The 14,924-nt window shown below is 62.7% G+C and carries 9 protein-coding genes and 4 pseudogenes; 12 read left to right on the plus strand and 1 reads right to left on the minus strand.

The window, feature by feature from the left end:
- Positions 1–58 precede the first annotated feature (58 nt).
- The 6 genes and pseudogenes from I6F09_RS22985 to I6F09_RS23010 all read left to right on the plus strand — a co-directional run bounded on the left by I6F09_RS22985 (position 59) and on the right by I6F09_RS23010 (position 10,507).
- Positions 59–2,218, plus strand: a pseudogene (locus I6F09_RS22985) (ParB/RepB/Spo0J family partition protein).
- 179 nt (positions 2,219–2,397) lie between these two features.
- Entirely contained in the window at positions 2,398–6,714 is a 4,317-nt protein-coding gene (locus tag I6F09_RS22990) for a strawberry notch-like NTP hydrolase domain-containing protein (RefSeq protein ID WP_225189108.1), read from the plus strand.
- Positions 6,714–7,775 (plus strand): toprim domain-containing protein, encoded by a 1,062-nt coding sequence (locus tag I6F09_RS22995; protein ID WP_225145691.1) that lies wholly within the window; start codon positions 6,714–6,716, stop codon positions 7,773–7,775. The genes I6F09_RS22990 and I6F09_RS22995 overlap by 1 nt, the downstream gene beginning before the upstream one ends.
- 327 nt (positions 7,776–8,102) lie before the next feature.
- On the plus strand, positions 8,103–9,026 hold the full coding sequence (locus tag I6F09_RS23000) for a DUF2493 domain-containing protein (protein WP_225128627.1): 924 nt from the start codon (positions 8,103–8,105) through the stop codon (positions 9,024–9,026).
- A gap of 137 nt (positions 9,027–9,163) precedes the next feature.
- On the plus strand, positions 9,164–9,613 hold the full coding sequence (locus I6F09_RS23005) for a hypothetical protein (protein WP_225145689.1): 450 nt from the start codon (positions 9,164–9,166) through the stop codon (positions 9,611–9,613).
- Between the two features lie 573 nt (positions 9,614–10,186).
- Positions 10,187–10,507, plus strand: a complete 321-nt coding sequence (locus I6F09_RS23010; RefSeq protein ID WP_128948358.1) for a DUF736 domain-containing protein — start codon at positions 10,187–10,189, stop codon at positions 10,505–10,507.
- A gap of 66 nt (positions 10,508–10,573) precedes the next feature.
- On the opposite strand, the pseudogene I6F09_RS23015 reads toward I6F09_RS23010, so the two are convergent.
- Positions 10,574–10,776: pseudogene (locus tag I6F09_RS23015) on the minus strand (helix-turn-helix transcriptional regulator).
- 209 nt (positions 10,777–10,985) lie between these two features.
- Between I6F09_RS23015 and I6F09_RS23020 the strand changes: the two are divergent.
- From I6F09_RS23020 to I6F09_RS23045, 6 genes and pseudogenes are all read left to right on the plus strand, one after another.
- A pseudogene (locus I6F09_RS23020) lies at positions 10,986–11,215 on the plus strand (DUF2285 domain-containing protein); the annotation flags it as partial.
- A 296-nt stretch (positions 11,216–11,511) separates the two neighbouring features.
- Positions 11,512–11,793, plus strand: a complete 282-nt coding sequence (locus I6F09_RS23025) for a helix-turn-helix domain-containing protein (RefSeq protein ID WP_008561544.1) — start codon at positions 11,512–11,514, stop codon at positions 11,791–11,793.
- A gap of 22 nt (positions 11,794–11,815) precedes the next feature.
- Positions 11,816–12,697, plus strand: coding sequence for a replication initiator protein A (locus I6F09_RS23030; protein WP_225128623.1), 882 nt, complete (start codon positions 11,816–11,818; stop codon positions 12,695–12,697).
- Between the two features lie 289 nt (positions 12,698–12,986).
- Positions 12,987–13,451: a DUF2840 domain-containing protein gene (locus tag I6F09_RS23035; protein WP_225145688.1), complete on the plus strand. Its 465-nt coding sequence runs from the start codon at positions 12,987–12,989 to the stop codon at positions 13,449–13,451.
- Positions 13,448–13,951: pseudogene (locus I6F09_RS23040) on the plus strand (S26 family signal peptidase); the annotation flags it as partial. The gene I6F09_RS23035 and the pseudogene I6F09_RS23040, both read left to right, overlap by 4 nt.
- 160 nt (positions 13,952–14,111) lie before the next feature.
- The gene (locus I6F09_RS23045; protein ID WP_346730127.1) at positions 14,112–14,792 is read left to right on the plus strand and encodes a lytic transglycosylase domain-containing protein; all 681 of its coding nucleotides are present in this window, start codon (positions 14,112–14,114) and stop codon (positions 14,790–14,792) included.
- Positions 14,793–14,924: the final 132 nt, after the last annotated feature.

Consider the following 14,924-nt stretch of genomic DNA (forward strand, 5'->3'; position numbering starts at 1 on the left):
GGTCTCCTCGGCCACCGCGGGTAAGCGAGTGAGAGGGCAGGGTCGTTTTCGCGACGGGTTGAAGGCCGAGAGAGAGGCTCGCGGCTGCCCGTCGTGGAGACTCGACAGCACGAAGGCCGTCCAGAAGATCACCCTGTCGCCCTCACGCGACATTCCGTTCAACAAGCTGGTGCTGAGCCAATCCAATGTTCGCCATGTGAAGGTGGGCATTTCGATCGAGCAACTCGCCGAAAGCATCGCGGCGCGCACGCTCCTGCAGAGCCTCAACGTCCTTGCCGTCGTTGATGCCGAAAGGAACGAGACGGGCATGTTCGAAGTGCCTGCAGGCGGCAGGCGCTATCGCGCCCTCGAACTGCTTGTGAAACAAAAGCGCATGGCGGAGACGCAAGCGGTTCCGTGCGTTGTTCGGGACCAGGGTATCGCGGAAGATGACTCGCTTGCGGAGAATGACGAGCGAGTCGGCCTCCACCCCCTCGATCAGTTCCGCGCGTTCCAGCGCCTCCAGCAAGGTGGCATGAGCGAGGAAGACCGCTGCGTGGCATTTTGTGACGCCGGCCGTCGTGAAGCCGCGGCTTCGACTGGCCTCGGTTTCGAGCAAGCTGCACGAGATCTATGCCCATGACGGTATGACGCTCGAGCAACTGATGGCGTTCTCGGTGACAGCCGATCATGTTCGCCAGGAGCAAGTCTGGGAGCAGGTCAGTCGTTCGGGTTACGACGAGCCATACCAGATCCGGCGCTTGCTGACCGAACTAACGGTCCGTGCGTCCGATCGCCGCCCTCGGTTCGTGGGCCTCGAGGCTTACGAACAGGCAGGCGGCGGCGTTTTGCGTGATCTGTTCGAGCATGACGATGGCGGATATTTGCAGGACCTTGCCTTGTTGGACCGTCTTGTTACCGACAAGCTGAAGCTCGAGGCGGAAAGCATCGCAACCGAGGGTTGGAACTGGATCTCAGTGGCGGTCGATTTCCCCTACGGCCATACCAACGGCCTCCGCGAACTCGAGGGCAAACCTATGGATCTCACCCCGGAGGAGCAGGCCACCATCGACGCACCCAACGGCGAGCATACCAAGCTTGAATCGGATTATCAGGATGCCGACGAACAGCCCGATGAGGTCGACCAGCGGCTCGGCAAGATCGAAGCGGCACTGCTCGCATTCGAACACCGATCGATGATCTACGAGCCGGCCGAGATCGTCCGCGCTGGCGTCTTCGTCAGCATCGATTCCGAAGGGCGCCTGTCGGTGGATCGGGGCTATGTTCGGTCGGAGGACGACATGTCCGCGATCGATTCTGACGTCAGGCAGGGCACCGATGCGCAGCCGGTCGAGGGGAAGGAGGGTAGCTCCATTCAGCGCACGTCATCGCGGTCGCAAGTAGCGCTGCTGACACTGAAGAAGATGATGAGGACGCGGCCAAACCTTTGCCGGATCGGCTGATCACCGAGTTGACCGCACATCGTACACTGGCATTGCGCGATGCGCTGGCGGAAAATCCGGCGATCGCGTTCCAGGCGGTGCTGCACAATTTCGTGCTGACTGCCTTCTACGGGTTCTCGTCGACGGGGAGTCCCCTTGAGATCGGACTTCGCACGCCGACCTTCCCCGCTCAAGCCCCCGGCCTGAGGGAGAGCGCGTCCGCGAAGACCGTCGAGGCGCCGCCTGAGTCCTGGAAAGCACGGTTGCCGAAAGGCGAGAAGGACCTGTGGGATGCGCTCACAGCTCTCGACGGTGCCGCTCAGGCGTCCCTGTTCGCTCACTGTGCGTCATTTGCGGTCAACGCTCTCTACGAGCCAGCCAACCACTACGATCAGGGCCGTGTCTCCGCCCATAGTGTTCGCGCGCGTCTCGACCAGGCCAATGTGCTGGCGCGCGCGGTCGGGCTGGACATGGTGCAGGCCGGCTGGCGACCCACCGTCGACAACTATCTTGGCGGGGTCATCAAGCCTCGCATTCTGGAAGCCGTGCGAGAAGCAAGGGGAGAATCTTCCGCGCAGCTGATCGCCCACTTGAAGAAGGCCGACATGGCCAAAGAGGCCGAACGTCTTCTCGATGGTTCGGGCTGGTTGCCGGAACCGCTGCGTCTCGTCGATCCTCATGCGGCGTCAGTGGAGCCGGAGGTTGAAGCAGGCCCGCTACCCGAATTTCTCGCCGACGATGAGCATCGGGAGAACGCCGGCGACGATGACCCGCAACAGCTCGACGCGGCTGAGTGACACAGAGCGGGATGGCTCGGGCCATCCCGCAGTTGCCTGGAGCCGGTGTGTAACGCCGGTCCCCATTTTATGGGCGAGCGCTGAGAGGGAGAGCAGGGCCGGGAAGGTTTGAATTGCCGTGGTCTTAAGGGGAGCGCCGCGCGGTTCGACCTGTTCCTGCTCTCCCGAGAAATCCTGCCATGACCGAATCTCTCGCCGGCGGCGCTGCCGCCGCGCCGCTCTCGATGCGTGCCGCCGCAAATCTCACCTCCGCCGCCATCAGGGCCGCGCGACAGCTCCTGACCGAGCTCGAACGCGGCCGTCGCATCGATGCCGCCGTCCTGCGTAGCGCCATGGAGGCAGCCTTCGGCGCCTCAGACGCGGCCGGCGTCTGGAGCTGGAAGACCGCCTATGACGTCTGCGAGGCGGCAACAGTTCTATTTCTTCGCAAGTTCGGTCCGGCCATGCGCGCCAAGGCTGGCTCGACGGCTGCCATGCTGCCAATGCTCGCGAGAATCGCGAGCTGTCTGCCGACCCATACGCGGCGTTCCGAAGACAGTCAGGCGTTCCAGCAATTCTCGACGCCGATCCCGCTTGGGCTGGCCGCATGCGTCGCAGCCGGCATTACGCCTGCCGACCGCGTTCTGGAGCCATCCGCGGGGACCGGATTGCTCGCGATCTTCGCCGAGCTCGCCGGCGGCTCTCTGATGTTGAACGAATTGGCTGAAGGTCGCGCGGCGCTGCTCGATCATTTGTTTGTCAACGTTGAGGTCACGCGGTTCGACGCCGCGCAGATCGATGATCACCTCGACGCGAACGTTGTGCCGAGCGTGGTTCTGATGAACCCGCCGTTCTCCGCGGTGGCGAATGTCGATCGACGGATGGCAGACGCCGCTTTCCGGCATATCGCTTCGGCGCTCGCGCGCCTTTGCGATGGTGGACGCCTCGTCGCCATCGTTGGCGCAGGCCTTGCGCCGGATAACCCGGCGTGGCTAGAGGCCTTTGTTCGCCTCCAGGAGCGCGGACGGGTCGTGTTCTCTGCCGCGATCGACGGCGCCGTCTATGCCAAGCACGGCACTCAGACGGACACGAGGCTGCTCGTAATCGACAAGTGGCCCGCTGCCGATCCGAAGGCTTTTCCTGCATCGCAGGGCATGGCCGGCGATGTTGCCATCTTGCTCAATTGGGTGACCCAGTACGTGCCTCCGAGGCTACCCGTCGCCGCGCCGGTCGTGGCCGACATCGTTAGCCGCCCTGCAATGCCCCGATCGGCGGGCGCTTCCGTATCATGTCTGTCGTCCACTTCGGAAAGCGCAGCGCCAAATCGCGTCGAGTTCACGTACGAGACCGTCGAATGGTCGCCGCCGGAAGGCGCCCGCCTCACCGATGCGCTATATGAGGAGTACGGATTACAGTCCATCCGTATTCCCGGATCGTGCTCACATCCGACGAAACTCGTGCAGTCCGCGGCGATGGCGTCCGTTGCGCCGCCGAAGCCGTCCTACCGTCCGCATCTGCCTTCAAGTCTGGTGGCAGATGGAGTTCTATCGGACGCCCAGGTCGAGAGCATCATTTATGCTGGCGAGGCGCATTCCGAATTCCTTGCGGGCTCCTGGACCGTCGATGCGACCTTTGATGTTGTGGCGGCCGCGCGCGACGACGCTGAGAATGCCGTCCGCTTTCGCCGCGGCTGGTTCTTGGGCGATGGCACCGGCGCGGGCAAGGGGCGGCAGGTCGCCGGCATCCTGCTCGACAATTGGCTCAATGGCCGCCGCCGGGCGGTCTGGATCAGCAAATCCGACAAGCTGATCGAGGATGCGCAGCGCGACTGGTCCGCACTCGGCATGGAGCGACTGCTCGTTACGCCTCTGTCCCGGTTTCGCCAGGGCACACCGATCCGGCTTTCGGAAGGCATCCTTTTTGCCACCTACGCCACGCTACGCACCGACGAGCGTGGCGAGAAGCTTTCGCGCGTAAGTCAGATCGTTGAATCGTTGGGCTCCGACTTCGACGGAGTGATCGTCTTCGACGAGAGCCATGCCATGCAGAATGCGGCCGGTGGCAAGGGCGAGCGCGGCGATCAGGCGGCCTCTCAGCAGGGGCGCGCAGGCCTGAGGCTCCAGCACGCTTTGCCCAATGCTCGGGTGGTTTATGTGTCGGCGACGGGCGCCACCACGGTCCACAACCTCGCTTATGCCCAACGCCTCGGCCTTTGGGGCGGTGCCGACTTCCCATTCGCCACACGTGCCGAGTTCGTTGAGGCAATCGAGCAGGGTGGGGTCGCGGCGATGGAGGTTCTGGCGCGCGACCTCAAGGCGCTCGGTCTCTACGCCGCCCGCTCATTGTCCTATGAGGGCGTCGAGTACGAACTCGTCGAGCACCAGCTTACACCGGAGCAGGTTCGCATCTACGACGCCTATGCCGATGCGTTCAGCATCATCCATAACAACCTCGATGCGGCGATGCGGGCCGCCAACATCACCGGCGAGACCGGAACGCTGAACGGGCAGGCAAAATCCGCGGCTCGATCCGCCTTCGAGAGCGCCAAACAGCGCTTCTTCGGTCATCTGCTGACCTCGATGAAAACGCCGTCGCTCATCCGGTCGATCGATCGCGATCTCGACGCCGGCCATGCCGCCGTCATCCAGATTGTTTCAACAGGCGAAGCGCTAATGGAGCGCCGGCTCGCCGAGATCCCGACCGAAGACTGGGGCGACGTCCAGGTCGACATCACTCCGCGCGAATATGTGCTCGACTATCTCGCCCATTCCTTCCCGGTCCAGCTCTACGAGCCCTTCACCGGCTCGGAGGGCAATCTCTGCTCTCGGCCTGTCTATCGCGATGGCCAGCCAGTCGAGAGCCGGGAAGCCGTCGCACGACGCGGCCGCCTCATCGAGAAACTCGCCTCGTTGCCCCCGGTACCCGGCGCGTTGGATCAAATCGTCCAGCGCTTCGGCACCGACATGGTCGCCCAAGTGACCGGCCGCTCGCGCCGTATCATTCGTAAGGGCGACCGGTTAGTGGTCGAAAACCGAGCCGGTTCGGCCAATCTCGCTGAGACATCGGCCTTCATGGACGACGTCAAGCGAATCCTCGTGTTCTCCGACGCGGGCGGCACGGGGAGGAGCTACCACGCCGAGCTGTCGGCCCGGAATCGCCGCTTGCGGGCCCACTATTTGCTTGAGCCCGGCTGGAAGGCGGATGCTGCGATCCAGGGGCTCGGCCGCACAAACCGGACCAATCAGGCGCAGCCCCCGCTGTTTCGGCCCATCGCGACCGACGTGAAGGCCGAAAAGCGCTTCCTCAGCACCATCGCGCGCCGGCTCGACACATTGGGGGCCATTACGCGCGGCCAGCGCCAGACCGGAGGACAGGGCCTCTTCCGGCCCGAGGACAATCTCGAAAGTCAGTACGGGCGCGATGCTTTGCGTCAACTCTACATGCTGCTGGTGCGTGGCAAAGTCGACGGCTGTTCGCTCGAGAAGTTCGAGGATGCAACCGGCCTGAAGCTGACAGATGCCAATGGGCTCAGGGATGACCTGCCGCCGATCACGTTCCTGAACAGGTTGTTGGCGCTCACCATCGACCTGCAAAATGTCCTGTTCACTGCTTTCGAGCAGCTCTTGACCGCCCGGATCGAGGGCGCGGTCGCATCGGGCACGTACGATGTCGGATTGGAAACGCTCCGCGCCGAAAGCTTTGTCGTCAGCGGCCGGCGGACGATCTATGTCCATCCGCGCACAGGTGCCGAGACGCGGCTGCTCAGCGTCATCCAGCGCCAGCGTAACCATCCCGTTGGTTTGGATGACGCCCTTACTCGTCTTTCCAATCCTGCCGTCCTGCTGATCAACGAGCGCTCAGGAAGGGCCGCCGTGCAGGTTCCGGCCGCGAGCATCATGCTCGACGACGGCGACATCGAGCGCCGCGTCCGCCTGATCCGCCCTATGGAGCAGCACCAAGTCCGACTGAACATGATGGCGGAGAGCCATTGGGTCGAAGCGGATCGCGAACGTTTTGCCGCGGCCTGGCTGGCGGAGCTCGCCGAGGTGCCTGAGTTCACGGAAAGCACGATCCACGTAGTGGCCGGCTTGCTGTTGCCCATCTGGAAATGCTTGCCGAACGAATCGACCCGCGTCTATCGGCTCCAGACCGATGCGGGCGAGCGCATCATCGGCCGCAAGGTTTCTGCGGCGTGGGTCGCAAACGCCTTCGCGGCGGACGCGCCCACGCTGACGCCGGATGCTGCGTTTGCCGCGATGATGGAGGGACGTACCGTCCTCGACCTCGCGGAGGGGCTCCAGCTTCGCCGCGTCCCGGTGATGGGCGCTTGCCGCATCGAGCTGTCGGGATTCAACGACACGATGCGCGATCGCCTCCGTGCTTACGGCCTCTTTGGAGAGATCATCTCCTGGAAGCTGCGGATGTTCGTGCCTACGGACGAAAGCGGCATAGAAATCCTGACAAAGGTGCTCGACACATATCCGGTCGCGCGAGTCAGTGAGCGGGAAGCCGCGTGATGTCCCCCGCGCCTTGCGAACTGGCACGCCGTCTCGCGCGCGAGGCCGAGGCAGTGTGCCGATACTATCTCTCCAATGGCAAGCGGGCGGGGCGGTACTGGGTGGTCGGTGATGTCCACAACACGCCGGGCCGCTCGATGTTCGTGCGGCTCCAGGAATCGCCGAAGGGCCCAGCCGGCAAATGGACTGACGCTGCAACCGGCGAACATGGCGACCTCCTCGACATCATCCGCGAATGCCGAGGTTTGCGCGACTTCCGCGAGGTTGCCGAGGAGGCGAGGCGCTTCCTAAAGCTGCCGCGTCTCGAGCAGCAAGCTGCTCCGAAACCCGTTCGTTCGCTTGCACCGGCCGGATCGCAGGAAGCCGCCCGCCGGCTCTTTGCGATCTCTAGCCCGATCGAAGGTACCGTGGTCGAGACGTATCTGCAGCGTCGTGGAATAGCCCGCATCTACCATGGGGGCAGCCTTCGCTTCCACGCTCGTTGCTACTATCGGCCGGACGAGCACTCGCCGACCGAAACCTGGCCGGCGATGATTGCCCGCGTCACGGACCTTGAGGGGCGGATCACGGGAGCGCACCGAACCTGGCTCGATCCACACGGCTTTGATCGCATTCGTCTCGGCAAGGCTCCGATCGACACGCCACGACGGGCCATGGGCGACCTGCTCGGCAACGCCGTCCGCTTCGGCGTGGTGGACGACGTGCTCGCCGCGGGCGAGGGGATTGAGACCATGCTTTCATTGCGTTACGTGCTGCCGACCATGCCTATGGCCGCGGCGCTCTCGGCCAGTCACCTGTCAGCCATGTTGCTGCCGTCTGGCCTGCGTCGGCTCTATATCGCCCGCGACGCCGATGCCGCCGGAGATGCCGTGCAGGCTGCTCTCACCCAGCGCGCGCAAGAAGCCGGCGTTGAAGCGATCACCCTGTCGCCCCGGCTGGGGGATTTCAACGAAGACCTGCACATCTTCGGTCTCGAGGCCCTCCGAGCAGAGTTACGGCTTCAACTCGCACCAGAGGACGTCGTCCGCTTCCTGCATTCGTCGACAGTAGCCGCAGAATAGGCCGGTGCTTCGATCGACGTTGATAGCTCGGTCGTTCCAAGGCCATTGCCGGAAGAGGACGCGACCTCGGCCTTCTAGAGGGCGATCGGACGGCAAGCGGACCGGGCCGGCAATGGCTACGCCCGGCTATTTTCCGCCGCGCGCTGGCGATGAGAAGACATCAGCCATTAGACCGGCGCGCTTTGCATCGCGAAGCAAAATAGCCGGCCTCCGCCATCCTCCGCTGCCGCTTCGGCCCTTGCGGGTTCTGGCCCGTTCCGCCCGCCGTCTGAGTGATCGCCACGAAGGCCGCGATGGGCGCGGCCGATCCGGAAAAGGATCACTCCAATGACCGACAACGACGATATCGAACCGCCGCACGCCTCTTCTCCAACTGACCACGTGCTGACCGAACTACAGCTCTTCGGCTACCGTCCCTTCGACGACCAGCCTGACCCACGACCGCTCCCCGAGGGCAAGATGATCGCTGGCGCCGTCGCCGATGTGTTCGACGCCCTGGTCGCGACGTTGAGCGACACGCGGCTCGAGCCGGACCTGGGCGATCTGCTGTGGTCGACCGTCAACCTGTTCCATCGAGCCGTCGACCGCATCGAACGCCATCTAGACGATAACGAGCAGGCGCAGCAGAAGAGCCAGCGCGAGCAGAATGGCTCTGAGGTCCGATCAGTCGAACTCGAGCGCTTGACGGCTGAGGGCATCACTTTGATCGAGCGCCGCAACTGCCTGGAACTCTTCCGCGATCAGGCCATCGAACGCTTTGAGACTCACACCGGATCCTCCTGGCGCCCTCGATCGGGATCACTGGTGAATCATCGCACGCTGACCGCAGCAATGATCGACTCCCGCGACTTCATCGCAGCAAAACGTCGCGCTGAAACCGAGGTCTTGTTGCCGGAAGGACCGAAGATCGCACTCACCGGCGGGCTAGACTTTAATGACTACCACCTCATCTGGGACCGCCTCGACAAGGTTTACGCCAAGCATCCCGACATGGTCCTGCTCCATGGCGGCTCGCCGAAAGGTGCGGAGCTTATCGCCTCCAAATGGGCGACTAATCACAAGGTGCCTCAGATCGCATTCAAGCCTGACTGGACCAAGTACGCCAAGGCAGCCCCATTCAAACGCAACGACGCCATGCTCGAACTCCTGCCGATTGGCGTCATGCACTTCCCGGGCACAGGAATCCAGGACAACCTGGCGGACAAAGCAAAGCGCCTCGGCATCCCGGTCTGGAGGTTCGGCGGCACATAAGCCGTCTTCTCGCCTCCAAACAGTTGGAGCGGGGGCATGCGCCGCAACTCCGCCTCCTTTCGGTCTCATGTTCAGAGTTGCGCCGTGGTGGTGGTGGAAGGCGCGACTGGTACATCTATGCACATGGAGCCACCACCATGCTTGCCCTTGGGCTTGCCATCAACACACTCGGCATCGGCTTGTTCTGCTGGGCGATCTTTGCGCTCGCTGTGTATGCACTGCCGTTTTTCGTCGCTCTCAGTATCGGAATGACTACGTTTCGGAGCGGCGCCGGCCTCATTGGTGCGGTACTTATCGCGACGGCCGGCGGTGCGCTGACGCTCGTCCTCGGCCAAGTCGCCGTCGCAATTACCCGGTCCTTGGCTTTGCGCATCGCGATCGCGACAGCATTTGCTATTCCCGCCGCCGTTGCCGGCTATCATGTGGTGTTCGCCCTGTCCCAGATTGGGGTGCCTTCGTTGGTTTGGCGTGAAGTCTCCGCTTGCCTGGGCGCGGTTTGCATTGGCGTTACGTCATGGACGCGCTTGATCGTTCCGGCGGAGACCCGCCCGTTCGAGCCGGGTAGGGTGGTGGAGAGTCCGTCCTAACCAGTTCTTACGGCCGGAAGGCCTGAGAGATGACCATTTACCTCCTTCATCGTCGAACAGGTTCGCATAGATCGGCGCGCTGAACGGGAGCGATCGAGCGCGGTAGAGGCAGTCCGCCTCGGAGCTCTCGATCAAGCCGCCGGCGTTCGGGTCTGGCCCACGCAGCCGCGGCGGAGCGGTGTTGCGCCGATCCATTCGTGGGAGACGATACCGCCCTTTGCAGAAAATTGTTTCTCTTTCTGCGCTGAATGGTTCCGACCTCTTGTTCAGCAAAGCCGATATGAGTCATGTCTTCTCCTGAGATTGCGGTTCAGCACGCCGACGCACGTGGCCTCATGGATGGCTTGATCTGGCCGAAGACCGGCTTCGCCTCGATCGTCTGAGCCGCAACGCCGTTGATGCGACTTTCTTCCCCTGGGCTTCGCCCATTCCTCGCGAGTCAAGAAAGTCGCCACAACGGCGTCCTCCGCTGCGCTCCGGCCCGCGGGCGGGTGCGTCGCCGATCGTCTTCGCCCCTAGATCGCCATCGAGGCCGCGGTGGTCGCGGGCTCGAAACACAACAGGAGAAGTGACATGGCTAACATCGGTTCTTTCAAGAAGGTCGGCAACGATTTCCAGGGCGAGATTGTCACCCTGAGCCTGCAAGCCAAGGGCGTCCGCATCGTCGCCGAGACCAACCGGTCCAACGACAACGCCCCCAGCCACCGCATCTATGTGGGGCGCGCGGAGATCGGCGCAGCCTGGTCGAAGCGTTCCGAGGAAGGCCGCGACTACCTCTCACTCAAGCTCGACGACCCCTCGTTCAACGCTCCGATCTATGCGAACCTCTTCGAGGACGAAAGCGGCGAAGGCTACACGCTCCTCTGGTCGCGGCCGCGTAAGAACGGTGAGTAAGCTCGCTCAATCAAGCCCCGCCCGGTTCGCCGGACGGGGCACTTCGCGCCCGGGCTGAGGTGCGGATTACGATTTGCTAAGCCGCGCAGCCCTTTTGAGCGGGTCTTCCGGCTCGCCCCCTAATGCTTCAGCAATCTGCCCGAGCACGGTATCGCTTGCTGATGCGTCGCCGATGGCGCCGACATAACGGCGATTAGACCCGCACGCTCGGCCAGCTCCTCCTGCGTCATTTGTAGATCATGGCGTTTCCGACGCAGAGTCACAGCCATGATCTCTTGAGATCCATGGCGATATGGGAAACTGACCGGAACGATCGTTCTAGCAACGATCGTTTCTATTCGTGTCCGAACATGCTATCGATGTGACGACGCTACGTGCGCGACCGAGCTCGGCCGTGTGTCTACCCAAGGGCTATCCTGGATTCCAACGCGCATCGGAGACCATGGCGTAGCTTATAGGCGTTCTAAAAGCGGGTATGATGCAGGAGCGAGCCCCAGATCCAGACGTAGCTGACAGTGCGCCGAACGAGCCGACGTTGACGGCCTATAACGAACAGCATGTCGTCACGTACGTTCGCCTTCTGCACGGCCGACGGTGAGGGGGCGGACTGGGGCGAAGTGGCTCAAGTGGTCCGACCGAGAGCCGGACCGTGCGCGGCGCGCATATCAGAGTCATCTTGCTCGTGCCAAATGGGTGACTGAGCAAGGGCGACTCTTACTCGGCGCCTGTCCGGCAAGAACCGCGTCCCCGATCGCGCTTAGAAGACCCACGATCTGCGTAATCGAACGATCCGCCTGGTGCAAGCCGGCCTCGCGTTGATGCGCGGTGGTCACCGCAAAAAATTCTGCGGCCCGGGCGCAGGGATGGGTAGCGTCGTTCCCAAGGCGTGCCGAAAACCGCTCCCTCCATATTCGGCATCCCCCTCCGAGAACCTGCTCCTCCATGATGGCCGCACACACGCTAGCGCCGCCATCCGTGGTGCGCTGTCATCCTGGAATCCCCAAATGCCCGATCCGATGGCCGGTCTACCCCCGCGCTTCCTGCGTACCCCGGAGGCCGCGCGTTACCTCGGCCTCTCCGGTCGCACGCTGGAGAAGCACCGCACGTACGGCACCGGACCAACATATCGGAAGATTGGCGGACGTGTCGTCTACGCCGTCGATGACCTGAAAGCGTGGGCCGACCGCGGCGCCAAGACCTCGACATCCGATCCCGGCAAGGGGACCGTGCTGCCCGCCAAGAAGCATCCGGCCCTGCGTCCCTATGCAGGTCAGGAACGTCGCTGATAGCCGCGTGAGAGCAGTGACCATGCGGCGCAAACACCATTCCGAGCGCGGCCAGCTTGAGCTCTTTCGGGCGCTGCCCGGCGATCTCGCGCCGCGAGATGCGCAGGATCTGATGGCCTATCCGTTCTTCTCGCTCGCAAAAACGAAGCGGATTGTGCCGATCGATTTCCGCGCAGGTGCGATCTCAATTCGTGTCGAAGCTGTTCCGGAACACGGCATGGCGACCATTTGGGATGCAGACGTTCTGATCTGGGCCGCGTCTCAGATCGTCGAAGCCCGGGATGCGGGCCTGAAGACGTCGCGTCTGATGGCTGCAACGCCATACGAGATTCTAACGTTCGTTGGCCGCGGCACCAGCGCACGCGACTATCACCGTCTGAAGGCGGGCCTCGACAGACTTCAGTCAACGACGGTGCTGACGTCGATCCGCCAGCCGATGGAACGACGACGGCATCGCTTCTCCTGGATAAACGAGTGGAAGGAGACGGCGGATGCAAATGGCCGCCCATTCGGGCTCGAGCTGATCCTGCCGGATTGGTTCTATGCCGGCGTCATCGACGACGCGCTCGTGCTGACGATCGACCGCGCCTATTTCGAGCTCACCGGCGGACTTGAGCGGTGGCTTTATCGTCTTGTGCGCAAGCACGGCGGTCGGCAGGACGATGGCTGGAGCTTTGACCTTGCACACCTCCATGCCAAGTCCGGCATCCTCTCGCCGCTCAAGCACTTTGCTTACGACGTACGTCAGATCGTCCAGCGCCAGACATTGCCCGGTTATCAGCTCGTGCTCACACGGGATCTGAACGGCATCGAGCGGCTGAACTTCGCGCCAACGCCTGTTGATCCCCTGACGGCACGCTTGCGCCGGCGCGGTCTCATTCCAAATTCGGAGGACAACCTGTGAATCAGTTCGTGCTATCGAGGACCGCAATGCTCGTGCTATCGGGGACCCGATCCTCGTGCTATCGGGGACCGGAATCGACCTTAAAGGCTTGTTTCTCTGCGCTTTCCGGCCGCTCTAACTTTACTAACCAGAAATCCTTCGGATTTCTTCTAACGGACCAGGCCGCAAAGCGCTTGGGAGGTGGCCGGCAAAGCCGGCCCGTTCGCCCTGCTGGCCTTCACAAGCCGTACACGCACTTCCCGGCCGTCGAAGCGAACGGCTCCGAGGTCGAGCGTAGGGGAGCGGCGGTATGAGTGATCTTACCGAAGTAGAAGTGCTGTGGCTCGACCAGCGTATCGAAAACCGGATTCGGTTCGGTCGTGTCGTCAAGGAAAGGGAGCTTGAGCGCCATCGGCGCGTCCTGTCATTTGCGCCGGGCAGCATCTTTGCTTTCGCCCGATGGACCTCCAACGACTTTGGGGCAATCATTTCGCGGATCGACATCTTGCGCGCAGTCGCTCCGGGACAGCGCTGCTCGACCGTGCCGTATGTGAAGCCCGGCGGAGAGATTTTGCTGCGTCTGTCCGGCTGGCCGAAGGTCGAACGAGTGCTGCAAATGATCGATGCCGTTGAGGCACTCGGCATCGATCCTGCTGATGTCGCGCCCGATCATTGGCATCACGTTCATAACCGCCTGTCGGTTAACGAAAACCCGCGCCCGTATACGAAAGCGCGCCACCAGGCTTGGCTTCACCGTCAGAGGATCATGCGATGACGGGCCGCATGAAGACGCTGACCACCACGTTTGGTGTCGCTGCTGCGCTCATCGCGACGATCGTCCTGGAGCCGCTTCCGCTTTACATCTGGAACGCATCCGCAAGCGTGCCAATCGGTCTCTACCGCCTCCGACCGGCAGACCAATTCCAAGTTACTGAATTAGTCGCCGTGCAGCCGCCGGAGCCGCTCGCGACCTTCCTCGACCTAAACGGCTATTTACCCATTGGCGTCCCCATGCTGAAGCGCGTGCTCGCCCTTCCGGGGCAAAGTGTTTGCAGAACCGGCCTCGCGATTTCGGTCGACGACGTCGCGGTGGGCGAGGCGAAGGATCACGACAGACGGGGCAGGCCGCTGCCGAAATGGCAGGGCTGCCGCGTCGTTAGCGACGGCGAGCTGTTTCTGATGAACTGGCAGTCGGACGACTCTCTTGATGGCCGGTATTTTGGATTTCTTCCGGCGTCTAGCGTGATCGGCCGTGCGATGCCGGTGTGGACGTGGAGGAGTAATCATGCGTATTCGAGGTGTTCTCCTTGCCATTCCCTTGCTCGATCGATTGTGGGATCATTCCGTCGTCTCGATCGATGTCTGCAAGGCTGGCGCGAGCCCGACCGCGTCCTTTGGTCGGTTGGGCACGCGTGTTTGCGCTGTCGTGCCCCTGATGCTTCTTCTGACCGCGGGTGACAGTGCTGCTTTGGCCCAGAGCGGATCAGCCGCCCAGCCGACGATCAGTCAGACCGCTCACTCATTTGCCGATTTCATCAATGAAGCCTCACAACGCTTTGCGATCGCGCCGAACTGGATCCGATCAGTCCAAAGCATCGAGAGTGCTGGTGACGTGCACGCCAGATCGCCAAAAGGCGCAATGGGCCTGATGCAAATCATGCCGACGACTTGGGCGGAACTTCGCGAGCGCTACAATCTCGGGAACGACCCCTACGACCCGCACGACAACATTCTGGCCGGCACGGCGTACTTGCGTGAACTGTTCGATCGGTATGGCTCGCCTGGCGTGTTCGCCGCGTACAATGCGGGACCATCTCGCTATGAAGAGCATCTCGCAGGCGGGTCTCTGCCAGAGGAGACGCGAGCATACGTCGCAAAGCTTGCAAATTTGCTTGCCATCGAACTGCCGCCGGGGTTGACGTCCAGCGCACAGTCATCAGCAGCTGCGACGCTATTCGTTACTCGACCCGATCTCATGAAGACGCGCGATCGGTTGCTGGCGCTTGTGCCATCGAGCGGTGTCATGACCGCAATTTCGGCGCCCGATGTTTCGCGCATGGTCCCCCGACCTATTGGCGTGTTCGTCCCTCGATCGGATTCGGGAGCATCGCAATGACCAAGTGTGCGGGTTCGCAAGCTGATGGCGTGTGGGCGATGCCTTCGGCCCGCGCTCTACTCGTCGCTTCGCTCCTCACCGAGCCACCCTTCGGGTGTCTCGGCCCTTCGGGTAACGATCGCTATCGCAAGC

The organism is Bradyrhizobium sp. IC3195 (genome assembly GCF_020193585.1).
Lineage (GTDB): Bacteria > Pseudomonadota > Alphaproteobacteria > Rhizobiales > Xanthobacteraceae > Bradyrhizobium > Bradyrhizobium yuanmingense.